This window comes from Wandonia haliotis (genome assembly GCF_039523435.1).
In the GTDB taxonomy this organism is placed as follows: domain Bacteria; phylum Bacteroidota; class Bacteroidia; order Flavobacteriales_D; family Crocinitomicaceae; genus Wandonia; species Wandonia haliotis.
Genome location: NZ_BAAAFH010000011.1, coordinates 397,690 through 421,701, shown reverse-complemented (window position 1 = coordinate 421,701; position 24,012 = coordinate 397,690). Strand labels below are relative to the sequence as shown.

21 protein-coding genes are annotated in these 24,012 nt (G+C 38.8%); 6 read left to right on the top strand and 15 right to left on the bottom strand.

What is annotated here, in order from left to right:
• Window positions 1-313: 313 nt before the first annotated feature.
• The gene (gcvT, locus tag ABDZ97_RS10080) at window positions 314-1,396 is read right to left on the bottom strand and encodes a glycine cleavage system aminomethyltransferase GcvT (protein ID WP_343787174.1); all 1,083 of its coding nucleotides are present in this window, start codon (window positions 1,394-1,396) and stop codon (window positions 314-316) included.
• A gap of 187 nt (window positions 1,397-1,583) precedes the next feature.
• Here gcvT and ABDZ97_RS10075 point away from each other — a divergent pair, with 187 nt between their 5' ends.
• Genes ABDZ97_RS10075 through ABDZ97_RS10065 form a run of 3 tightly spaced genes read left to right on the top strand, consistent with a single transcriptional unit; the run spans window position 1,584 to window position 4,935 of the window.
• A complete protein-coding gene (locus ABDZ97_RS10075; RefSeq protein WP_343787172.1) occupies window positions 1,584-3,470 on the top strand; it encodes a polysaccharide biosynthesis protein in 1,887 nt (628 codons plus the stop codon).
• A gap of 52 nt (window positions 3,471-3,522) precedes the next feature.
• The gene (locus ABDZ97_RS10070; RefSeq protein WP_343787170.1) at window positions 3,523-3,918 is read left to right on the top strand and encodes an acyl-CoA thioesterase; all 396 of its coding nucleotides are present in this window, start codon (window positions 3,523-3,525) and stop codon (window positions 3,916-3,918) included.
• Between the two features lie 3 nt (window positions 3,919-3,921).
• On the top strand, window positions 3,922-4,935 hold the full coding sequence (locus ABDZ97_RS10065) for a toxin-antitoxin system YwqK family antitoxin (RefSeq protein ID WP_343787168.1): 1,014 nt from the start codon (window positions 3,922-3,924) through the stop codon (window positions 4,933-4,935).
• A gap of 12 nt (window positions 4,936-4,947) precedes the next feature.
• Here the strand turns inward: ABDZ97_RS10065 and ABDZ97_RS10060 are convergent, their stop codons facing one another.
• The 6 genes from ABDZ97_RS10060 to clpB form a co-directional block, all read right to left on the bottom strand.
• On the bottom strand, window positions 4,948-5,409 hold the full coding sequence (locus ABDZ97_RS10060; protein ID WP_343787166.1) for a DinB family protein: 462 nt from the start codon (window positions 5,407-5,409) through the stop codon (window positions 4,948-4,950).
• 3 nt (window positions 5,410-5,412) lie between these two features.
• On the bottom strand, window positions 5,413-6,060 hold the full coding sequence (rpe, locus tag ABDZ97_RS10055) for a ribulose-phosphate 3-epimerase (RefSeq protein WP_343787164.1): 648 nt from the start codon (window positions 6,058-6,060) through the stop codon (window positions 5,413-5,415).
• A gap of 13 nt (window positions 6,061-6,073) precedes the next feature.
• Window positions 6,074-7,033 carry a M48 family metallopeptidase gene (locus ABDZ97_RS10050; RefSeq protein WP_343787162.1) on the bottom strand — a complete coding sequence of 320 codons (960 nt, stop codon included), beginning with the start codon at window positions 7,031-7,033 and terminating at the stop codon, window positions 6,074-6,076.
• A 30-nt stretch (window positions 7,034-7,063) separates the two neighbouring features.
• Window positions 7,064-7,627: a LemA family protein gene (locus tag ABDZ97_RS10045; RefSeq protein WP_343787160.1), complete on the bottom strand. Its 564-nt coding sequence runs from the start codon at window positions 7,625-7,627 to the stop codon at window positions 7,064-7,066.
• Window positions 7,628-7,697: 70 nt separating this feature from the next.
• The gene (locus tag ABDZ97_RS10040) at window positions 7,698-8,120 is read right to left on the bottom strand and encodes a DUF2141 domain-containing protein (RefSeq protein WP_343787158.1); all 423 of its coding nucleotides are present in this window, start codon (window positions 8,118-8,120) and stop codon (window positions 7,698-7,700) included.
• Between the two features lie 113 nt (window positions 8,121-8,233).
• Window positions 8,234-10,849, bottom strand: a complete 2,616-nt coding sequence (gene clpB, locus ABDZ97_RS10035; protein ID WP_343787156.1) for an ATP-dependent chaperone ClpB — start codon at window positions 10,847-10,849, stop codon at window positions 8,234-8,236.
• Between the two features lie 339 nt (window positions 10,850-11,188).
• Between clpB and ABDZ97_RS10030 the strand changes: the two genes are divergently transcribed.
• Window positions 11,189-13,204, top strand: coding sequence for a BCCT family transporter (locus ABDZ97_RS10030; RefSeq protein ID WP_343787154.1), 2,016 nt, complete (start codon window positions 11,189-11,191; stop codon window positions 13,202-13,204).
• A 38-nt stretch (window positions 13,205-13,242) separates the two neighbouring features.
• Here the strand turns inward: ABDZ97_RS10030 and ABDZ97_RS10025 are convergent, their stop codons facing one another.
• A complete protein-coding gene (locus ABDZ97_RS10025) occupies window positions 13,243-14,103 on the bottom strand; it encodes a type 2 periplasmic-binding domain-containing protein (RefSeq protein WP_343787152.1) in 861 nt (286 codons plus the stop codon).
• Between the two features lie 204 nt (window positions 14,104-14,307).
• On the opposite strand from ABDZ97_RS10025, the gene ABDZ97_RS10020 reads away from it, so the two are divergent.
• Entirely contained in the window at window positions 14,308-14,994 is a 687-nt protein-coding gene (locus ABDZ97_RS10020; protein ID WP_343787150.1) for a hypothetical protein, read from the top strand.
• Here the strand turns inward: ABDZ97_RS10020 and ABDZ97_RS10015 are convergent.
• The 3 genes from ABDZ97_RS10015 to ABDZ97_RS10005 all read right to left on the bottom strand — a co-directional run bounded on the left by ABDZ97_RS10015 (window position 14,991) and on the right by ABDZ97_RS10005 (window position 18,867).
• A complete protein-coding gene (locus tag ABDZ97_RS10015) occupies window positions 14,991-17,201 on the bottom strand; it encodes a hypothetical protein (protein ID WP_343787148.1) in 2,211 nt (736 codons plus the stop codon). The genes ABDZ97_RS10020 and ABDZ97_RS10015 overlap by 4 nt on opposite strands.
• 110 nt (window positions 17,202-17,311) lie before the next feature.
• Window positions 17,312-18,115, bottom strand: coding sequence for a 4-(cytidine 5'-diphospho)-2-C-methyl-D-erythritol kinase (gene ispE / locus ABDZ97_RS10010; protein WP_343787146.1), 804 nt, complete (start codon window positions 18,113-18,115; stop codon window positions 17,312-17,314).
• Between the two features lie 5 nt (window positions 18,116-18,120).
• Window positions 18,121-18,867, bottom strand: coding sequence for a DUF4197 domain-containing protein (locus tag ABDZ97_RS10005; protein ID WP_343787144.1), 747 nt, complete (start codon window positions 18,865-18,867; stop codon window positions 18,121-18,123).
• Between the two features lie 68 nt (window positions 18,868-18,935).
• Between ABDZ97_RS10005 and ABDZ97_RS10000 the strand changes: the two genes are divergently transcribed.
• Window positions 18,936-20,183 (top strand): competence/damage-inducible protein A, encoded by a 1,248-nt coding sequence (locus ABDZ97_RS10000; protein ID WP_343787142.1) that lies wholly within the window; start codon window positions 18,936-18,938, stop codon window positions 20,181-20,183.
• On the opposite strand, the gene ABDZ97_RS09995 is transcribed toward ABDZ97_RS10000, so the two are convergent.
• From ABDZ97_RS09995 to ABDZ97_RS09980, 4 genes are read right to left on the bottom strand one after another with little or no spacing between them, the layout of a single operon-like run.
• Window positions 20,180-21,367: a sensor histidine kinase gene (locus tag ABDZ97_RS09995; protein ID WP_343787140.1), complete on the bottom strand. Its 1,188-nt coding sequence runs from the start codon at window positions 21,365-21,367 to the stop codon at window positions 20,180-20,182. The genes ABDZ97_RS10000 and ABDZ97_RS09995 overlap by 4 nt on opposite strands.
• Window positions 21,368-21,423: 56 nt before the next feature.
• The gene (locus ABDZ97_RS09990) at window positions 21,424-22,137 is read right to left on the bottom strand and encodes an SDR family NAD(P)-dependent oxidoreductase (protein WP_343787139.1); all 714 of its coding nucleotides are present in this window, start codon (window positions 22,135-22,137) and stop codon (window positions 21,424-21,426) included.
• 5 nt (window positions 22,138-22,142) lie between these two features.
• The gene (locus ABDZ97_RS09985; protein ID WP_343787137.1) at window positions 22,143-22,841 is read right to left on the bottom strand and encodes a potassium channel family protein; all 699 of its coding nucleotides are present in this window, start codon (window positions 22,839-22,841) and stop codon (window positions 22,143-22,145) included.
• A 1-nt stretch (window position 22,842) separates the two neighbouring features.
• Entirely contained in the window at window positions 22,843-23,997 is a 1,155-nt protein-coding gene (locus ABDZ97_RS09980) for a cystathionine gamma-synthase (RefSeq protein ID WP_343787135.1), read from the bottom strand.
• Window positions 23,998-24,012 lie beyond the last annotated feature (15 nt).

Genomic DNA, 24,012 nt, shown 5'->3' with positions numbered 1-24,012 from the left:
CCCGGAGTCAGTATAATTCCATTTATAAATCGTAAAAAACAGAACTCAAAGAACGGTTAATCTAAAGTTAACAAATTATTACTTCCAAAAACAAGGCAAAACTACAATATCTGATGAATGGACAAACAAAAAAATGAAGAACTTAATGTTAATTTTTTCAGACTTTATTGTTCAAATCTTTAGAAATATAACAAAAACAAGCTGTTTGTGTGGTTAAGTAGTTGTTTTGTAGTTTATTGATTGGTTTTTAGAGCTAAAAAAGAAAAGGCGGTAGATCTACCGCCTTTTTGATATTCAAACAGTTTGTGAAAAATCACTTTTTATAAAACGGAGGTTTAACAACCTGTGCTTTTACTAGCTTTCCGCGAACAACGATATAGATTTCTGTTCCTTCTGTGCTTTTTTCAACAGGTACATAACCCAGTCCGATTGCTTTCTTCAAAGAAGGAGACATGGTTCCTGATGTTACTTTTCCTATCACAGTTCCGGATTCATCAGCAATTTCGTAATCATGACGAGGAATTCCTTTATCAACCATTTCAAAACCGACTAATTTTTGGCTTATTCCTTCTTCTTTTTGTTTTTTGAGGTTTTCAGAATTAACAAAGTCTTTGTTGAACTTAGTTATCCAACCCAATCCTGCTTCTAAAGGAGAGGTGGTGTCGTCAATATCGTTTCCGTATAAACAGAACCCCATTTCAAGACGTAGTGTATCCCTGGCAGCAAGACCAATAGGTTTAATACCAAACTCTTTTCCTGCTTCAAATACTTTATCCCAGATTTGTTTTACTTCACTGTTTTTACAGTAAATCTCAAAACCTCCGGATCCTGTGTAACCGGTCGCTGAGATAATAACATGTTCAATTCCTGCGAAATCAGCTACTTCAAAATGGTAATATTTAATAGCTGACAAGTCAACTGAAGTTAGGCTTTGCATGGCCTCAACTGCTTTTGGTCCTTGAATGGCAAGCAGAGAATAATCATCCGAAAGATTTCGCATTTCAACTCCATCGCTGTTATGAGAAGAAATCCAGTTCCAATCCTTTTCTATATTCGAAGCATTTACTACCAGTAAATATTGTTCTTCTTTTATTTTATATATAATAAGGTCGTCTACAATTCCTCCTTTATCATTAGGCAGACAGGAATATTGAGCTTTACTTATCGTAAGAGTAGATGCATCATTACTACAAACTTTCTGTAGTAAATCCAAAGCTTTTGGTCCTGTAAGCAGGAATTCTCCCATGTGAGAAACATCAAACACTCCGATTCCGTTTCGAACGGTTTCATGTTCTACATTTACTCCTTCGTATTGAACCGGCATATTGAAACCTGCAAAAGGAACCATTTTAGCTCCCAATTCAGTATGTACGCTTGTCAGTGCAGTATTTTTCATAATGATTTCGTTTGGGCACAAATGTACATATTTTGCACTATGAAAGGAGATTTCTTTTACCGATTTGGTAAAGTAGGTTTTGATGAAACGGGAATTCTTTTTCTAAATATCGTTAAAAGATGAATGTTATTGATCCAATTCGCCTATTTTTGCGATACGTACACAAAATTCAATTGCAGCTACACGAATGAAGTTTTTACCAGAATCCAATGTGCCAAGGTGGGTAGTTTTACTCATGGATTGTGTTATCTCATTATTTGCTCTTTTTATTGCCTATCTGGTTCGGTTTGATATTGAAATTTCAGGTGAGGTGTTCAGGAAAGAAATGAGCAGTTTGATGTATGCTCTTCCTATGTACCTGGTGGTCAAATTGATCGTCTTTATGTTGTTTCGTACACACATGGGACTGGTTCGGCATACGTCTACTCAAGATCTTAAACGTGTCTTTTTTGCCGTAACAACTTCTACAATAATATTTTTTGTCTTATCTCCGATACGATTTCACTTCTTTGACGAACGAAATTTCCTGCCGATATCAATTATTATTGTTGAGTATCTGGCTTCTTTCAGTTTAATGGTTTTTTTCCGGTTCTCAATTAAATTACTATACCTTGAGTCAGCTAAAAGAAAGGTGAAAAATGCTGAGAATGTTATTATTTATGGAGCAGGGGTATCAGGGCTGATCACAAAACGTACGATAGAAAAAGATGCCCGACTCACTTATAATATTGTTGCTTTTGTTGATGATAATAAAAAATTGAAAAACACAAGGCTGGAAGGAATTACGATTCATCATACGGACGAACTACAGGAGATGATAAAAGAACATGACGTTCAGAAGCTTATCATCGCTATTCAAAACCCGGTTAAAGTAAACAAGAATAAAGTAGTAGATGTTTGTTTGGAGGCAGGAGTAGAAGTTATGAATGTTCCTTCTGCAAAAAGCTGGATTAATGGCGAATTCTCTGTCAAAAATATTCGTAAAGTTAAAATTGAAGATCTTTTAGGGAGAGAGGAAATTCATTTAGATAGTTGCCGGATCTCAAAAGAACTGAATGGGAAAACAATTCTTGTTACGGGAGCTGCGGGGTCTATCGGAAGTGGTTTGGTTCGGGAGATTGTGCAATATAATCCCAAAAAGATTTGTTTACTGGATCAGGCTGAATCAGGATTATATGATTTGCACGTCGAGCTTCAGAATCAGGGATTGGGTGATAATCTGGAAGTGGTAATCGGAGATGTAAGAAGTGTTCATCGTATGCGAAAAGTGTTCGAAACTTTCCACCCTCAATATGTGTTTCACGCTGCTGCCTACAAACATGTGCCTCTGATGGAGGATAATCCCTCTGAAGCTATTTTAGCGAATGTGAAAGGGACAAAAATACTGGTGGATCTGGCTATTGAATATGGGGTTGATAAGTTTGTTATGATCTCCACGGACAAAGCTGTAAACCCGACGAATGTTATGGGAGCATCGAAACGTATTGCAGAGATGTATGCACAACTTGCTAACAAACAAAATGCGACTAAATTTATTACCACCCGTTTTGGTAATGTTTTAGGTTCAAATGGTTCTGTAATCCCTTTGTTCAGAAGACAAATAGAGAAAGGTGGTCCAATTACTGTTACAGACGAACGTATCACACGTTATTTTATGACGATACCTGAAGCTTGTCAGTTAGTTCTTGAAGCCGGAGCGATGGGGAATGGGGGAGAGGTTTTTGTCTTTGATATGGGAGAATCTGTTCGAATTATTGATCTGGCCCGAAAAATGATAAAATTATCCGGACTGGAAGAAGGGAAAGATATTGATATTAGAATAACGGGGCTTCGTCCGGGTGAGAAGCTATATGAGGAGCTTTTGGCAACAGAAGAGAACACTTTGCCTACGCATAACAAGAAGATACTTATTGCCCGGGTTCGGGAAGTAAATGATGATATCCGGGAGAGTATAAATGGATTGATTGCTAAATTCGATAAACAGGATAACGAAGAAATTGTTGCTGCTATGAAGGCTATTGTTCCGGAGTTTATCAGTAACAATTCGGTATATCAAAAACTCGATAAAAACTAAATCTTGGTTTTTCTATAATTCTAAGTATATTGTTAGCGTATAATTAAACGTTATGAGTAATATTTTAAGGATTCAGGCTCGTTTTAGTGATGTAGATATGATGGGACATGTTAATAATGCCATTTATCTGAATTATTTCGAAACTGCCCGTATGCACTTTTTGAGTAATGAACTTGGTACCAAATGGGATTGGGAAAATAAAGGGATCGTTCTGCGAAAAAATGAAATAGAATATCTGGAGCCTGTTTTTCTTACCGATATGATTGATGTGGAAGTAAGACCGGAAACTATTGGAAATACCAGTTTCGTTTTGTCTTATGTATTGCGTGTAGGGGATAAAATTAAGTGTAAAGGAGAATCTCTACTGGTTTGTTTTGATTATACAGCAAAAACGTCTGTTCAGGTATATCCCGAATTCCGAAAAGCTTTTGAACGATTTATTAAGTAGATTATGAAATACTCTTTGGTGTTACTTTCTTTTGTGTTTTTGGTGAATTTGCACGCGCAGGCTCAGTTTTCTTCTCAAACAGGAGAACCTTGTTATGCGAAATCGGAAAAGAGAGCAAAACAAAGATTTGTAGAGTGGGAGTGTGGTAATCTTGTCGGAGTTGTTGACTGTAATAGTAAGTTGGAATACGATGAAAATCTTGATGTGTTTTTTAGCAGGGGATCAGGGAGTCCGTATACCGGGGAATGTGAAACTTGTCATAATAATGGACTCAGAGAACATCGAATTCGCTTTCTGAATGGAAAAGAGGATGGTATAGATACAACTTACTACGAGTCCGGGTGTATTCGCGTAATCAGAAGCCATGCTATTGGAAAAGAAGATGGGGCATGGACATATTATTATGACAGTACAGCGAGAAGAGCCTGGGTTATGAATTATATGGCGGGAGAAAAGAGTGGCGAACACATTTATTTTGGCTCAGGAGGAGATACAACTTTGTGGGAGTTTTATCAGAATGGTTTATTGCACGGAAAAAAGACTTCGTTTTATGCGGGGTCTAAGGTAAAAGAAGAAGTACATTATAAGGAAGGTGTTTTAGATGGTTCTTTTATCTCGTATTTCCCGGATGGAAAAATTTCCAAACGCCTGAATTTTAAAAATGGAAGTAAAGAAGGCAAACAAGAGTATTTCTATAACAACGGAGCGGTATTACTTGTTGAGAATTATTCGAAAGATCTGAAAGATGGTGAGTTCACTACTTTCTTTGTTAATGGTGATATTCAGAAACGGGAAAGTTATAAGAAAGGTCGAAAAGAAGGTGCTTTTGTTGAGTATTATCCTAACGGGAAATTAATGTCTGAGTTTATCTATGAGAAGGATGAACTCATTGATTTCAGAAAGTATGATGAGTATGGGCGTTTGACTGAAGGAACTCCTCAGGAAGGTGAAGGAGATGAAGATGATGCGCTTCCGGGTAAAAAGAGCAAGAAAAAGAAAAGCAAGAAGAAAAAATAAGTGAAAAATATTCTATACGTTTTTGGTGTCTGACCAACTGATATAATTGACTTCCGGACGATTTTCATATCCTTCCTTACTACATAATAAAGCTACCTGCCCTCTGTGATGTGCGCTATGCTGAAGAATATGATAGAGTATATCATACATACTTTTCTCCATGTCCTCGTTATCACTGTTTATGTATGTAATAATTCGATCTTCTCCATTCTCAGAAAGTAAATCAATAGTCTCCTGAAAATTCTGATAATTGAGACGTGAAAAATGGCGAGGTTCAAATGTGTCCCAATCACCCGATTCTACAGGCATATCTTTTATTCTTCTGATCCAAAGGTGATGTACATTAAGAATATGACTAATAATGCGTACAATTTCAGGTTTAGGATCATCTATAACATTCGAAAGAAAATCCGTCCAGGCAGCGTTCGCTTCAAAATCAAAACGAAACTTGTCTTCCAGCCAATCTGAATGCATATATTACAGCTCTTTCAGTTGTGCAATCGTACGTACAGGATCTTCGGAATTGAATACAAAACTTCCGGCCACAAGAGCATCTGCACCTGCCATAACAAGTTCTTTACCTGTCGAAAGGTTAACACCTCCGTCTACTTCTACGACAGCTTTTGATCCTCGTTTATGAATAAGGTTTTTAACCTGCTCCACTTTATAGACAGCATTTTTAATGAATTTCTGCCCTCCGAAGCCCGGATTAACTGACATAACAAGAACGAGGTCCAGATCTTCGATAATATCATCCAGAAGTTCTATGCTTGTGTGTGGATTCAAAGCAACTCCTGCCTTCATTCCCTCTGATTTTATATGTTGAACGGTTCTGTGAAGATGTGTACAGGCTTCATAGTGAACAGTCAATATATCAGCTCCTGATCGTTTGAAGTCGCTGACATACTGATCCGGATTCTGAATCATAAGATGTACATCCATTGGTTTTGTAGCATGTTTTTTTATCGCTTCCAAAACCGGAAATCCAAAGGAGATATTCGGAACAAATACACCGTCCATGACATCAATATGAAACCAGTCGGCTTCACTTTGGTTAATCATTTCAACATCGCGTTGAATATTGGCAAAATCACAAGAAAGTACGGAAGGAGAAACAATTGGCATAACTAATGAGAATTTAAAATTGTTCTAGTAATTGAATTCGTTTTTTTATAGGGGGATGTGTAGAGAAAAGTCCTCCTAAACCACCAAAAAATCCGGCAGAAGTATCTTCAGGAGCATTTTCAATAAACATCTGTTGAACATCTTCACTTTTTACGGAATCTACATGATGATTACCTGAAATCTTTCGTAGCGCAGAGGCCAAAGCCATTGGTTTTCGGGTCATTTGTGCAGCTCCTGCATCAGCCAGGTATTCCCGTTTTCGACTCAACGCAAATTTGAATAATAAAGATAATAACCAGGCGACAAGTGAAACGACCAGAATAATTAAGAGAACAGCTCCGCCGTCTTTTCCGTCTTTTCTGCGGGAACCACCGGACATACCTCCATACAATACACTTCTGAAAGCCATCTGAACCACAAGAGAGAAAATACCGACGAAAATAATAGAAACAACAAGTAGCCGAACATCCCGGTTACGGATGTGCATTAACTCATGAGCAATTACTCCTTCCAGTTCTTCATCGTTTAATGCTTCAATAATCCCGCGGGTAAGAGTAACGGTATAGTTTTTTTCGCTTAAGCCGCTTGCGAAAGCATTTAATGCGTTACTTTCAATAATATGCAGTCGCGGCATTTTCATCCCGACGGACATACACAGGTTTTCAGTCAGGTTATAAACCCTCATGTTTTCTTTTCTTTCAAGCGTATGCGCTCCCGTTGCCAGATCAATCATTTTTGAATGACCGAAGTAGGCAATAAGAAACCAAATCAGTACTCCGGCTAAAACAAAAGGAATTGTATCGACAAATAAGTCAAGAGCTGCCTGAGGATTAGGGTTTCCTTCTTCATCAAAGGAGATGAAGAAAAGTATGGCATATACAGCTGCAAATATGAGTAAAGGAAACGCGACCAACAAAAGAACAGATTTCCTGTTATTGGCTGTAATTTGAGACTGAAGACCTGTATACTTCATTGTTTGTGTCAGAATACGTGAATCAGAAGATTAAAACTTTATTTCGGGAGCTTTATCCAGTTCTTCGCGTTGCACGGCACCTAAATCAAACATAGGTTCTTCTTTGAAACCAAACATTCCGGCAAAGAGTACATTCGGGAACTTTTGAACGGAGATATTCAATTCTTTAGTTGCTGAATTGAAGAAACGACGTACCGCTGCCAACTTATTTTCAATGTCAGACAATTCATTCTGTAACTGAAGGAAGTTTTGATTTGCTTTTAAATCCGGATAAGCTTCCAGTTGAATATTCAATCCGCTTAATGCTCCTGCCAATTCTTTTTCCGCAACGATTTTATCGTTAATGGATGTCGCAGAAATAGCCCGTTGGCGCGCTCTGGTAACTGAATCAAGTGTTTCTCTTTCATGCTCCATATATCCTTTTACCGCTCCAACTAATTGCGGAACAAGATCATGACGTTGTTTGAGTTGCACATCAATATCAGCGAAAGCATTTTCTCGATTATTTTTCAATCGTACAAGCGTGTTGTAGATCGCAACAATCCACACAACCAAAACGACAACTAGGATAATTCCAATTAATGCAGGTGACATAATCTATCTTTTACGGTTTCTAACAAATATAGTCAGAAATAATGGTATTCAGAAGTGGAATGATGGTTAATTAATTTGCAGGTTTTGTTGTCCGCATTTTGATCACCAGATGCTGATCTTTTTCAAAAGGAAAACTGATCTTCTCAAATCGGGGCTTGCCCAGACCCGGGTTGTTCGAAAGACCGAAAGGTTCATTTGGAATCCCGGATGCTTTCAGATCCAGTTGTTTGTTATTGTTGGTGTCATAAAAAACGGAAACAGCGTATTTGCCTTTTGGGAGTCCTTTGAATATAATCGGTTTGTGAATTTCAGAAGCGTTGATTCTTTTCTTATGTGGTGTTTCCTTTTTATCAAAAGCCTCCTGAGAATCAAAAACAGCAATAAAGAAATACCCTTCTTTTACATCGATATCTTCGATGCTGACTGATAAATTTTGTGCTATTCCTGTACTTATAGCAAATGCAAAAACAAGTCCAGAGATCAATTTTTTCATACTATTCCGGTTTTCATTGCAAATATCGCATAAAAATCGTGCCAGAAATTGCGACTGGAAAAAAAGCGTACGAAATCAATTTCCGTACGCTCTTTAAACTTATCCTATCATTGTTATACAGCTTCCTCTTCTTCGCGAATTGGTTTCCTGAAAACAATATGGTTATCAAATACATCCATTACAACATTTTGTGACTTGTCGATGGTTCCTCCCAGAATCTGTTTGGAAAGTTCATTCAGAACCTGACGCTGAATCACTCTTTTTACCGGACGTGCTCCAAAATGAGGGTCGTACCCGGCTTCAGCAATGTAATTAATAGCATCTTCTGTTGTTACCAAACGAATTTCATTTTGCAGGAGAAGTTTTCTCAAGCCTTCCAGTTGGATGTGAACAATCTTGATAATGTCTTCTTTTCGCAAAGGACGGAACATGATCGTTTCATCAATCCGGTTCAGAAACTCGGGGCGTATGTTGCGTTTGAGTAATTCAAAAACTGTTTGTTTCGTTTGCTCTGCAACCCGATCTTCTTCTCCTGGTTTCATGTCGTCGAATGCTTCCTGTATCAGATCAGACCCCATGTTTGATGTCATGATGATGATTGTGTTTTTAAAGTTAACCACACGACCTTTGTTGTCTGTCAAACGTCCGTCATCTAGCACTTGCAGAAGAATGTTAAACGTATCTGGGTGCGCCTTCTCAATCTCATCCAATAAAATGATGGAGTAGGGACGTCTTCGAACGGCTTCCGTCAACTGTCCTCCTTCATCGTAACCAACATAACCGGGAGGTGCTCCTACCAATCTGGAAACACTGTGTTTCTCCTGGTATTCACTCATATCGATCCGGGTCATGGCATTTTCATCGTTGAAGAGGTATTCCGCCAGTGCTTTTGCCAATTCCGTTTTTCCGACTCCGGTGGTTCCGAGGAAAATAAAGGACCCGATAGGTCTTCGTTGATCCTGTAACCCGGCGCGACTTCTTCGGACCGCATCTGATAGTGCAACAATGGCTTCTTCCTGCCCGACAACACGTTTACTTAATTCATCTTCCAGACGTAACAATTTAGCCACTTCACTTTCCAACATTTTATTCACCGGAATTCCGGTCCATTTGGAAACGACATCGGCAATTTCTTCCGCATCTACTTCCTCTTTGATCATTTTGGATTTTGACTGGATCTCAGCCAATTCACCTTTCATGTTCTCCAGCTCATTTTCAGCTTCCTTAATCTTCCCGTAGCGCAATTCGGCTACTTTTCCATAATCTCCGGCCCGTTCCGCCTGATCCGCTTCCAGTTTGAAACGTTCGATATCCTCTTTGGTTTTTTGAATACCATCAACCACGTCACGTTCAGCTTTCCATTTGGCCATGAATGCGTTTTTCTGATCATTCAAATTTGCCAATTCACTCTGGATGCCTTCCAGTTTTTTCGTGTCGTTCTCACGTTTGATTGCTTCCCGTTCAATCTCAAGTTGCATAATACGACGCTCAATTTCATCCAGTTCTTCCGGTTTGGAATTGATTTCCATTCGCAACTTGGAAGCAGCTTCGTCTATGAGGTCAATTGCCTTATCCGGAAGGTGTCGCTCCGTAATATAGCGTTGTGATAATTCAACGGCTGAGATAATTGCTTCATCCTTGATTAATACTTTGTGGTGATTCTCGTATTTTTCTTTGATCCCTCTAAGGATGGAAATAGCATCTTCAGTGGAAGGTTCATCCACCAATACCGTTTGGAAACGACGCACAAGCGCTTTGTCCTTTTCAAAGTATTTTTGGTACTCATTCAAGGTAGTGGCACCTACGGCACGTAATTCACCTCTTGCCAGTGCAGGTTTTAATATATTTGCAGCATCCATAGCTCCCTCGCCACCTCCGGCACCAACCAACGTGTGAATTTCATCAATGAAAAGAATAATTTCACCTTCTGCATTGATAACTTCCTTGACAACGGATTTAAGGCGTTCTTCGAACTCCCCTTTGTATTTGGCTCCGGCAACAAGTGCCCCCATATCCAATGAGTAAACTGTTTTCGATTTCAGGTTTTCCGGAACATCTCCATCAATAATCCTATGGGCAATACCTTCGGCAATAGCTGTTTTACCAACACCGGGTTCACCGATGAGAATAGGATTGTTTTTAGTTCTTCGGGTAAGAATCTGAAGAACTCTCCTTATTTCCTCATCCCGTCCTATTACAGGGTCAAGTTTTCCTGATTTCGCAAGTTCGTTCAGGTTTTTAGCATATTTGGCCAAAGCCTGATAAGTACCTTCCTGGCTGTTTGATGTCACTTTTTCTCCTTTTCTCAGTTTCGTAATTGCCTCTTTAAGTTTGGCTTTTGTTATTGCATTATCTTTTAGCAAACTTCCAGTCGAATCGGTAGCATCCAACATGGAGTAGAGCATAATTTCAACAGAAACATATTCATCTCCGAACTGTTTCATTTCATTTAAAGCATAATTCAGCACGCGTTGAGCGGGGTTGCTGAGATAGGCTTGTCCACCGGAAACTTTCGGGTATCCATCGACAATTCGATTCAGTGCGGCAAGAACTATTTTATCATTTACCTGTAATTCTTTGAATAAAAAAGGAATCACATCCTGATCAACCTCTATCATTCCCTTCAATATATGGCCTGTTTCAATAGCTTGCTGACCGTTACCCAATGCAATTTGCTGTGCTTGTTGGATAGCTTCCTGCGCTTTTATTGTAAACTTATTAAAATCCATTTTACTTCAATTTTAGGTTTAACCGATTGTTTTGTTTTGGTAACTCAATTTTATTGCCAAGCATCGAAAAGAGACAAAATGACTTGTTTTATTGCTTTTTTATTTATTTACACTGTCAAAATGACTTATTCTTTTACCGCTTTATACTTTATGAAATATACAAAAAATTGAAACTGATGTAAAGTCTTATCCTGATACGTAAAAAGTGGTTTTTATTTGAAAAAGCTTCTTTTTGGATAAAATCGTGTAGTTTTGTCCTCGTTTATAATGAAAAATTGCGAAAATGTGATCGTTCATTATTTTTCAGCTCTTTACGAGCGGAGCATCTAAACAAAAACTATGATTTATTTCCGTAATTTTAAAAGTACTTTCAGTAAAGGAATTACTATTCCCAGTTTGATTTTTATTATTGGGGTCTGTGTGCTTTCTGCCATCTATCCAAATCTTACTCAAAACTTACTGGACACTATAAAGTCTTTTATATTCGTTAATCTGAATTGGGTGTACGTATGGTCAGTGACTATTTTTGTTCTGTTTCTTGTCTATCTGATGTTCAGTAAATTCGGATCTATTCGTTTGGGAGCGAATGATAGTAAGCCCCAGTATTCTTTTTTTTCGTGGATTTCTATGCTTTTTGCAGCAGGGATGGGGATTGGTCTCATGTACTTTAGTGTTGCGGAACCCATGCAGCATTTTTCAGCAGATGTTTTTGCAGATAACCCCGTAACAGAACGCGCGAAAGATGCTCAATTATTTACGTTTTTTCATTGGGGAATACACGCCTGGGCAATCTATGGAATTGTTGGACTGGCACTGTCTTATTTTGCTTACCGGTATCGCTTACCTCTTTCGCTCAGAAGCTGTTTTTATCCGTTGCTAAAAAATAGAATAAATGGAAAATGGGGGAATGTAATAGATGTTTTTGCGCTTTGCAGTACTTTTTTCGGGATTACAACAACGCTGGGGTTTGGTGTAGTACAAATCAATTCAGGTCTGGAAACATTAAATATAGTGCCGGAAACCAGCTTTTTTTACCAGTTACTAATTGTTGTTGTTCTGATCTCGCTGTCTATTATTTCTGCTATGACGGGAGTAAATAAAGGAGTTAAGTTGTTGAGTAGTATCAATATTATTGGTGTGATAGTGTTGTTGCTTTTTGTTTTGTTCTTAGGTCCGACAGTACATTTGATCGGTGGTTTTACGGAAGGTCTTGGAAATTACATAACTGAATTTTTCCAGCTTACTTTCAGTACTCATACGTATGAAGAAGATACCTTACCCTGGTTTTATAACTGGACGATTTTGTACTGGGCATGGTGGATTTCATGGGCACCCTATGTTGGCTTATTTATAGCTAAAATCTCGAAAGGAAGAACGATAAAGGAATTTATTGCAGCTGTTCTTATTCTACCAACGTTGTTCAATTTTATCTGGATGTCTGTATTTGGTAACAGTGCTATATGGTTTGATACTCACGTGGCGGAGGGAGCATTGAGTCAATTGGCGTCCGATCCTGATGCGCTGATGTTCCGGTTCCTGGAATACATGCCTTTGTCTTCTATAACAAGCGGATTGGTTATCGCTATCATCGTCATCTTTTTTGTTACGTCAGCTGATTCCGGAATATTCGTAATGAATAGTATAGCAACCAAAAATGCTGCAAAATCTCCTAAATGGCAAGTTGTATGGTGGGGAGTTCTACTGGCTGTATTGGCATTATTACTCCTCAATGCAGGAGGTCTGAAGGCTCTCCAGACAATGACATTGATAACTGCTCTTCCTTTTACTGCAATTATGTTGTTGTTTATTGTTAGTTTGATGAAAGCATTAACTATTGACAGGAATTATTACGAACGGGAATTTTCCGTTTCTTCTGTGCCCTGGTCAGGTGAATACTGGAAAGAGCGACTAAAGCAAATAGTATCTTTCAAAAACCATTCATCTGTTGATCACTTTATTCTGAATACGGTGAGAAAAGGATTTGAAGAGTTGCAGAAGGAGTTTGCTGATAATGGTATTGATGCGAAAATAAACGTACGTGATAATCCTACCAGCATTGAAATTGAGATTCGTCATGACGTTGTCAATAATTTTGTTTACGGTGTGAAAAATCAAGTAAAAAAAGTTTCTGATTACCTTATTGATGAAGATAATCTTCCTGATCCGGAAGGGCAAAAAACATATTACCCAAAAACGTATTTCGGAGACGCAAGAGAAGGGTATGATGTGCAGTATTTTACAAAGAATGAGTTGATATCTGACGTTTTAAAGCATTACGAACGGTTTATGGAAATCATATCGGAAGAACAAAACGAAATGTTTATCAGCAGTAATGCAAATAAAAATATGAAGTAACAAAAAGCGGTTTTCTTTTGAAAACCGCTTTTAAAAGACTAACAGAATAATTTACTTTCCCAGTTTTCGACCTTCGCTTTCGATATTAACCCGAGTTTTACAAGGTAATGAATGGTGTTTTCAATTTCTTCTGTATATGATTTCATGTCATAATTCCAATCGGTTTCAATGAGCCAGTTGGCAACTTGTCCAGAGCGCAAATCGTATCGGTTGGATATAAGTTCAATAACGTTTTCCGAGTTCTTCATGGCAAATGCACGTTTTCCAACAATTGTACATATTTCGTTAAGGAACTCTTTTTCTGATCCACACAGATCTTCTCTTACAGCAATTACAAAACAAGGCCATGGTGTTACTACTTCATCTATGTAGCGACACCTTCCTTTTTCTGTATACGGGTGTGTTGTATATTTTTCCCAAAGGAATGCCTGGCTTTCATTTTTCTCAAGAGACTGCATACCACCTTCAACATCCCCTATGACGTTAAACTGTAAGGTATTCGTATCCCACTCTTCCTGATCTGCTTTTACGTAAGTCATCAAATGCGATCCTGACCCGTAACGACTGATCGCAAATGTCTGATCTTTTAAATCATCAAATGTCCTGATATCTGATTGGAAGGGTACATGAATCCCCCAATGCAGGGGAGAAGTAACATATACCTGTAGTATTTTTGCTTTCAATCCATCTTCCAGAATTGCCTTTGTAATACCTTCTGTTAAAAGAACGGCTACATCCAACTCTCCTGATTCCAACTTCTTCACCATTTGTCCGGTTCCCATGGGTTGATCTTCCCAGATCAGACTTTTTCCTGACGCTTCAAATAACTGTTCTTCAATAGCCAGTCTCCATGGCAAATTAAAGTGTTCCGGTACTCCACCTACTTTTAATGTATCCATTTTATCTGTTTTCATTACAAAAGTAATAGTTTGCGGACGGTTGAGGAGAAAAAGAGAGGTGATTTATGTCATCTCCTGTTATTAACAACCTACTTTTGATTTCTTTTTGGTTCAGATCTGTTCAAAGTATATGGAATACCATTTTCGGGGTATTGACTTTTGCTATTTGAATCACCTAATTTGTAAGTACTAAATATCAAGACCATGATCACAGAAAAAATCACCGATCGGGTAGGATGGACCAGAGTTCCTGAAATTGCCCGTCAGCGTTTAATCACAAAAGGAAGAACAGTAGAGGAGGAAGAGCTAATACGACTGACGAAAACAGTCGGGGATTTGCTGTTAACTCCGGAAGCTTTTGAAGCTTCTTGTTTTGATTCCTTTACGACATTGACTTTACTTTCTTATTTGGAGAAGGGCCATGAAATGTATCGGTATAAGTCACTTCCTGAAATAGAACTGTCTATTATACAGTTGGTAAATGTATTGGAGGACAAACACATGCTTTCCAGTGTATTATCTATTTTTATTCGGGATTATTCCCGTCACTTGTGTGAACACCTAAAAGAGGAAGATGAGTTTATTTTTCCATATATAAAAGAATTACAAAAATTAGAGGAAAGGGGAGGTGTGATCCGTCCGGCTACTTTCCTGAACGGATGGTCAAATCTGGCTGCATTTATGCAAAGTCACAGTGATACGGAGAAGGATTTACGTATTCTTGAAACTGTTTTAGCTCCTTTTAAACAGGATGGTAATGCAGGAATGTTGGTACGTCGTCTGATCAACCAGATAGCAATTCTTGAAGCAGATCTACATATTCATGCTCTTATTGAGGATGAAGTAATTATTCCACGTGCATTACAGGCCGAAAAGAACTTATTGTCTTAGAAAGTAAATTCAGAAAAAGGCACAGAGTACATGCTGATGCTTATTTTTGCTTTCACAAATGCTTTATTAAGGTGGTCAATGACCACCTTTGCTTTTTCCCTTGATAGATAAGTTCCCGCAAGAAGGTTCAGTTCTTCCTGAAGTGTCTTTAAAAGAACAGCCGACCTGTATGCACTTAAGGATTCATTTCCTGTAATTTTCCCGGTTGTTTTCAATGTGTTTAATTCCGGGTGAGAAGGAGTGAAATCAGTACGAACAGGATCTGTATACGAATTTATTTCCATGGTTATCCCGGACTTTGTATCAATAAACACTTCTGTTCTTCGTAAACTTTTGTACGCAGAATCTTCTTTACTGCGCAGTTTGTCTTCTTCTGTTTCTCCGGGATAGAATGCTTCCTCCAGTACCGGATGCTGTTTTTGAACCTGTCCGTTTTTCCATTCGCCAACCCCTTGTCCTCTGGCAATAATATCAATTTTAGGCTTCGTGTATATTGCGTTTAGTAAATCAACGACGGCGACACTGTCGTCAGGTGTGAAGAGGGATGAACTCATCAGATATGAGTTGGAATGAAATAAATCTTCAGCAGTCAGACGAAACGTCTGATCAAATCCGGGTTCCATATCCGAAAGACTTAAATGGAGCATGACTTCGTCTGCCTGATCGCTCAATGCCGTAAAAGGAATAGCAAGCAAACGAACTTCAAACTTCTCACTTAATGTATGCGCCGGAAAACGAAAATCCTGTGTGTACAAATTGAAGGTACTACCATCTTCAAACGTGTATAACCCATCATTTTCCGTCCACTTCACCCAGTTGTAGCCAATCAGTTGTTTGTATTTATCTAAAAGTCTTTCGTAATCAGCGAGCAAAATAAGCGCCTCTTCTTTTTCTTTCTTCAATTTTTTGATTGTGCTTTCACATTCGGACAGGTAATTATATTTACCCAAAAGTATTTCCTGGTCTTTTTTACGTTCTTTTTTCCCTTTTTTGGTATTACTTACGCCCGACATACGAAGGTCGCTTAGGTCAATTTCCAGTTTCTTTATCTCGTTTAACGTTCTGATACGTTCTTCTTCCCAGTAGTTGATCCAGAAATCAAAGCCTTTTTTTCCATAAATCATTTCTTTGAGGTCTCTGATCCACTTGTTTTCTAATTCAGTAATACAACTATAAAATGTTTTCCCCTCAGAAAAAGAAGAGTCGGGCGAAAGAAAACGAGTATCTCCCGATCCGAAAAGCACATACGATTTGCTGTTCTTCTCAATAACAACCGTTGTTTGTTTTTTGTCATTGTAGCCCCAAACATCCGGGTGTATATTCGTAATACGTCCATTTCCCGTCGTCTGAAGATGAAGAGAGGCGAAACGTTCCGGTAAGATAGTTGGTTGTTTCTTTTCTCCGGACTCGCCGATGTATGTCTGGTAGGGGAATAGTCCTACAGCCCTTGGTAGGCCCCGATTCCACCTTCCTTGTTCGTCTTTCTCCCGTTCATTTAATAATCCCGAAGTCATGGAACCGTCTCCGGCGGCAATTAATTCATTTTGAAAGCGAGTCGTCTTAGCTCCCAGTTGTGTAAACAAGTCATAAGTACGTTGCTTTACCCATTCATTGATACTTTGATTGATTGCCACAAGTGTTCTTTCCTGATCTTCGATAGAAATTCCGTGGAAGGTTCCTATCATGGTTGCTTTTTCAGAAAACGAAAGGGATGGATTAATTACCCGATGGAGTTTGGCATCAAACGTGTGCTGTCCTGAATTTGTTTTACGTAAAAGCGATGAGGGAATATGTTCTAAAAGTAATTTTTCGAAGTCTTCAAATTTACCTTTGAAACGAGCCATCTCATCTTCGTCCTGTTGCTTATAAGCTAACAGTGTTTTGTTCAGCTCCCAAATCGCCATTTTATTAGCCAGTTCAGCTACTATTCCAGGAGATTTTTTCGCAATTTCTGAAGACCGAATAAACAGAAGTTCCGGTTCATTCATAATCAGAATATCGATTGAATCATAATTAAGGAGTGTATCACGAAAATAAACCTGTGGACCTGAATACTCAAAATAACGTCCTATGTTATCTCGTAGTATAGGACTTTTCATTACGACATGATACATATATGCTTTCTCTTCTCCGGTAAAGGTTGAAGCTTTTTGAGCAGAAACGAAAAAAGTAGAAAGTAGCGTAATTACAAGTAAAAAATGTTTCATTCGAATCAATTATGAAAGTCAAAAATACACATTGAACAGGATATCCCCTGCACCTATAGTACAAATGTTATTAAAAGGTTACTGTGAGAATTGATATACTTTCAAATTAATTACAATTGAAAGACCCATTCTTGTATAGAAAGCTGATTTTTTTTGGGGATATGCTCAAAAACACCATAGACAGCAGACCCGCTGCCAGACATAGCGGCATAGAGTGCACCGTCTTTATAGAGTTGGTTTTTGAGTTGTGAAATAGCTTTATTCTCCTGAAAAACAGTTGTCTCAAAATCGTTTATTAATGAGTCACTCCAATCCGATAAAGGTTCCAGAACTTGTTCTTCTGTTGTTTTGTTGATGGCTTGCGGACGAATTCCTGAATAAGCATTTGAAGTGCTGATGTGTATTTTTGGATCGTATAGTTTGAGCCATTTTTCCGAAAGAGAAGGAATCTCAATGTCTTTCATTATTTCGCCTCGTCCCGTACAGTATTTGGGAGAAGAACTGATGAAAAAGGGACAGTCGCTCCCTAGTTGTGCGGCGTAATTCTCCAGCGTTTTACGATTTAACTGTAATTGAAATAATTCGTTGAGCGCAAGCAAGGTATAGGCTGCATCTGAAGAGCCGCCTCCCAAACCGGCACCCATAGGAATAATTTTATGCAAGTGTATGTGAACGGGTGGTAAGTCAAAATCACTTTTCAGTAAGTAATAAGCCTTTACGCAAAGGTTCATCTCAGGCGGACAGTCTACTGAATTTCCTCCACTTGTGAATAGAAAAGAAGTCGTTGGAACGATTTCAAGAATATCAAAAAGAGGGATTTGCAGCATCACCGTGTCGATCTCATGATAACCATCCGGTCGTTTCCCGGTTATCCGAAGACCTAAATTGATTTTTGCAGGGGGAAAGACAATCATAAGGATTAGTTACCCAGACTACCGAATACTTTTTGCAATAAGTCTGTAACACGGGCAACAGGGTCTTTACGAATTTGGTTTTCTTCCTTTTCGACCATGGTGAAAAGACCGTCTATTGCTTTTGTCAGTACGTAATCATTCAGATCAGGATTTACTTTTTCTTTTCCGGTAAGAATCGTCGTCTGATTATAACGGGTTACAACAGGCTCCCAGTATTTCGTCAACTCTACTTTCTGAATAGCAGCATCTACTTTAGGCGAGAAAGCCTGTTTTAACTGACTGGTTGTTTTATCCTTCAGGAAGCGGGTAGCAGCTCCTTCACCACCGTTCAGAATGCTAAATCCATCCGAAATAGTCATTCCTTTGATAGCATTAATAAATATCGGGGCAGCTTCTTTACTAGCTTCCTCAGCTGCGCGGTTAAGCGTCGTAACGATCTTATCTACTTGTCCGGATAATCCCCATTCTTCAGCTTTCTCTTTTACAATGAGAGCATCCTCCGGCCAGGGAATTGATATTTCAGCATTCTTCAGAAAGCCATCTGTTTTAGAAGTCAACCCGGTAGCATTTGTAATTCCGACCGTAAGCGCCTCTTTTAACCCTCCTATAACTTCACTGTTTGTTAGTGAAGGCTTCGATTCTGAAGATGAATCAGTTGTTAAAACCGAGTTTGCAGCTTCCTGAACAACTTCACAGGAAGAAAGTGCGAAAACAGTCGAGAAAAGCAGTATATGTCGAATATTTTTTTTCATTTTCATTAGGGTTTTGTCAAACTTACAAATATTTTTACTGTCACATACAAAAATAATGCCTCAATAGAATGATACTGGAACTAATCAATATAGGAGATGAGCTGCTGATAGGACAGACGATAAATACGAATGCTTCGTGGATCGGACAGTTTCTTAGTCAACGAGGAGTCAGAGTTTCAAAAGCAGTAACTATTCAGGATGAAAAAGAGGACATATTACGACAATTGGAAGATTGTCTGAGTAGGGCGGATGTAGTTCTGATTACCGGAGGATTAGGTCCTACAAAAGATGATATTACAAAAGAGACTTTGTGCGAGTTTTTTGGTGGAAAACTGGAAATGCATGATGAAACCCTTCAACGTATAACGGAATATTTTGAAAGCAAGGGGCGACCTATGTTGGAGTCTAATGTAAACCAGGCAATGTTGCCCAATGTGTGTGAGATTCTTCCGAATTATAACGGTACAGCTCCGGGAATGTGGTTTGAAAAGGATGATAAAGTGGTTGTTTCGCTTCCGGGAGTTCCTTACGAGATGAAACCGTTGATTTCCGAAGGTGTTTTTCCCCGTCTGAATGAGCGATACCAGTTTGCAGACATTTATCAGTCAAGTATTATGACTACAGGGATAGGAGAGTCTTTCCTGGCAGAGAAAATAAAAAACTGGGAAGATAAGCTCCGTTCAGATGAATTATCGTTGGCGTATTTACCGTCTCCCGGAATTGTTCGACTTCGGGTTACTTCATACAAAGGAGAAAACGATAAAGAGAAAGTGGAGCAATACATGAATACCCTCAAAGAGCTGGTTGGTGACTATTATTACGGCGAAGAGAACGAATCATTGGCTTTGGTTGTCGGTAAACTTCTGGCTGAACAAAAAAGGACTATTGGAACCGTGGAAAGTTGTACTTCCGGTGGAATTGCAGCAGAGATTACTAAAATCCCGGGGGCATCTTCTTATTTTGAAGGAAGTTATGTTACGTATTCCAATCGTCTCAAGAACGAAAAAGTAGGAGTGCCTTATGAAGTGCTAGAAACACAGGGTGCTGTGAGTCAGGAATGTGTTGAGTTGATGGCTGTCAATGGACGTGAAAGTCTTGGTACTGATTTTTGTCTGGCGAGTTCAGGAATTGCGGGACCGGATGGAGGAACATCCGAAAAGCCCGTCGGAACAGTTTGGATTGCTGTAGCCTTTAAAGAAGGTGTTTTTTCAAAGAAATTTATGTTTGGAAACGATCGGGAGCGCAATACTAAGATGTCGGTATTGTCAGCTCTTAATATGCTTCGGCTTTTACTATTGGGAAGGTTGGATAATTAAATTTCCAGATTCGCTAACCGGAACACATACTTTGTCTCATTTTCGCTGGTAAATAATTCCTTGGTACCATCCAGTTGTTCGGTTAATGTATCTATCAATGATAACCCGAATCCTTTATATTCTTCTCGCGTAATCCAGTTTCCATTATCCTTGTAGGTAATCAGAAAATCAGTTCCTTCCTTACTCAGATTGATGGTAATGTTACCGGTTTCCATTTCTTTAAATGCATACTTTAATGAATTGGAAAGCAACTCATTAAACAGTAATCCCAAAGGAACAATGGACCGTAAACCAATTTGTTCCACGGAAGAAGTAATTGTCAGATCAATCTTCTTATGGGCACCATAAATCCCAATCAAATCGTTTGCCAGATCTTTCAGATAAGCTGAGAATCTGACATTCTTCAGGGATTCCTGACTATAGAGTTTTTTATGAATATGAGACATCGCCATAATGCGGCTGATAGATTCCTGAAAATGAGTGTCAACCCTTGGATCATTAACTTCGATCGCTTGTGTTCGCAATAAACTTATAATAATCTGAAGGTTGTTCTTTACCCGGTGATGAACCTCCCGAACCAGAATTGTTTTTTCCTCATCCTGCTCTTTGATAAGCGCATTTTGTGCCAGTAACTCTTCATTTACTTTCATCATTTCTTTTTGCGAAAACTGATAAAAATTATGAAAGATGAGAAAGAGGTAAATCGTAATCCCAAAACCGGACGCTACTTCCATAACAAGAGTTACTTCCTGATACAGAGTTCGTTCCTGTACAACCCGAATGTTGATGTTTAATGAGTAAAGAATAAAATAAGTAATACTAATAAGGGAAATAGCCAGAAGAATAAACCCGGCTTTTTTTCCAATTCCAAAAAAGGCGAGAGATACAGCAGCAAGCATCCAGAGCATATCAGCAAAGTGAATTGTCTCGTGGAACATGATTAAAGCGTAAGAGGTTACAAGAACGCCACAAATACTATAGATGTATATAACGAGTTGATAGTTATTACTTATTCGTAAAGTAATCAGGCAGAAAGCTGACAGAAAGAAACCAAATGCCATAGTTATAAAACTCTCAAATGAGTCAAAATAATAGGCATAGGTAAGTACCATAAAAATAATAAGGAAAGAAACTGAGATCCGGTAAGCAAGCTTTAACCGGATGGTTTCCAGATATTCCTTCATAGAATAGTAGAGAGGGGATTGTGTATCGGGTTGAGGCATTAGAAAAAAGAATATATCTAGTAGAGTTCTATGGATCGAAGAGAAAGCAATGTGGCCGGATAAGTATCCAGATGTGTAAGTAAATAATATAACTTTTGAGCAGTGACTTCCGGGGCATCTAATTGCTGGGATTCGTACAGATGGTGAAAATCTGCCCGGTCCGGAAATTCATTTTTAGTTGCTTTTCTGATAGTGGTTTGCATATTGGTATCAACAACACCGGGCGCTACTGATTTGATGGTAAATGGTTGGTTGTAATGTTCGAATTCGTCAGCCAGTGTCTCTGAAAATAAGTTTACAGCAGCTTTAGAAGCACAATAGGCTGACCACCCTTTAACAGGTCGCTGTCCGGCTCCCGAAGATATATTAAGAATGATCCCCGAAGGAACAGACTGGATAAAACGTTGGGTTAATTCAGTCAGAGCAACAAAATTCACCTGAATAACCTGTTGCATATTGGAAAGATCAGCTTCCCAAAAGGGACAAATTTCTCCAATTACTCCGGCATTATTAATCAGGACGTACTTTTCTCCATCTTCGTCAGAAAACCGGAATCGGGAAATAGCTTCGTTATCTGATAGATCAAGCAGTAAGAATTGATAGTTCTCATGAGTTATGGAGTTACTTCGTCCTATTCCGTATACCTTATACCCCTGATCTAAAAAGAATCGGGCACAAGCTAAGCCTATGCCCGATGAAACACCTGTAATGAAAAGAATATCTCTATTCATTTCCTTTAAATTTCGTTGATTTCAATAAACTTCGTTACGTTTTGTCCGGTTCCGAAAATAACCAATGTGTCACTCTCTTCAACGATCGTGTCACTTGCCGGTACTCCCAAAACGTGCTGTTCTATACAGCTTACTCCTTTATTGTTGACTTCAAAAGCCCGCTTTATCGTTACCAATGTTAACTGGTAGCGGTTTCGGAATTGAATATCCTTAATCGGGCGATTGATAACACCTTTAGGAGCTACAATTTCGGCAATTTCGTAATCATCCGGTAATTGGAGAAAAGAGAGGATAGAAGGGTTTAACAACTTTTCCCGTACAGCACTCGCTACCTCGTCTTCAGGAGTAAGAATTTCTTTAATTCCTATTTTTTCAAGAATCAGTTTTTGGTGCGCACCACTGGCACGAACAATAACTCGCTTAACTCCTAAATCCATCAGGTGAACAGCGGTCAGAACTGTTGCTTCAAAGTTTTCACCGATTGCAATAACTACGGCATCCATCTCAGTAATATTCTGAGAAATAAGTGATTTAATATCCGTAGTATCCATAGTCACAGCAAAGGCAACGTCGTCTTTGATTTGCTCGACCCGTTCTTCCTTGACATCAAATGCAAATACCTGAGCTCCTTTCTGAGAAAGACTTTTCGCAATGGTAATCCCATAACGACCTATTCCAATTACAGCGAACTTACTGAAAATCATCTTATGACAAAGCTTGAGTTAAATCATCAATTAAATCTTCTGCATCCTCGACACCAACACTCAAACGAATCAAAGAATCAACAACTCCTGTCTTTTCGCGTTCTTCTTTAGGAATGGATGCGTGTGTCATAGTTGCCGGATGTCCAATCAATGATTCAACACCTCCCAGAGATTCAGCAAGACAGAAAATTTTCACATTCTTAACAATGTTGTGAGCATCTTCCATTTTGTTTCCTTTCAAAGTAAAAGAAATCATCCCTCCAAACCCTCTCATTTGCTTTTTCGCTATTTCATGGTTCGGATGAGAAGTGAATCCCGGCCAGTACACTTTGTCTACTTTTGGGTGATCTTTCAGGAAATGGGCTACTTTTTCACCATTTTCGCAGTGTCGCTGCATCCGCAGATGAAGTGTTTTAATCCCTCTTAATACCAAGAATGAATCCATAGGAGCAGTAACTGCACCGGAGCTGTTTTGAATACGGTACATTTCAGCTGCGATCTCATCACTGGAAGTAACCAAAGCTCCCATTACTACATCTGAGTGTCCACCGAGGTATTTGGTAACTGAGTGCATTACAATATCAGCTCCCAAATCAAGTGGAGATTGCAAATAAGGAGTAGCAAAAGTATTGTCTACTGCTAACCAGGCATTCGCTCCTTTAGCAACTTGTGCCATAGCTTCAATATCAACAATGTTCATCATCGGGTTGGTTGGGGTTTCAACCCAGATTAACTTGGTATTTGCATTTACTTTAGCTTTTACCTCGTCAATGTTCTCCATCCCGACAAAGTGGAATTTAATACCATATTTTGCAAAAATGGTGTTAAAAATACGGTAAGTTCCTCCGTATAAATCATTGGTTGAAATAACCTCGTCTCCGGGGTTCAACATTTTGATAACGCAGTCAATAGCTGCCAAACCGGATCCGAAGCAAGCTCCGTATTTACCGTTTTCTATTGCAGCAATATTTTGTTCTAACGCCTGGCGTGTAGGATTTCCTGTTCTGGAGTATTCAAAACCTTTGTGAACACCTACTTCTTCCTGTACATAAGTACTTGTCTGATAAATAGGTGTCATAATAGCCCCTGTTGCAGGGTCCGGTTGAACTCCAGCGTGAATAGCTTTTGTACCAAAACGCATTTTTTTGTTTTCCATATTTTGATTTTCTAA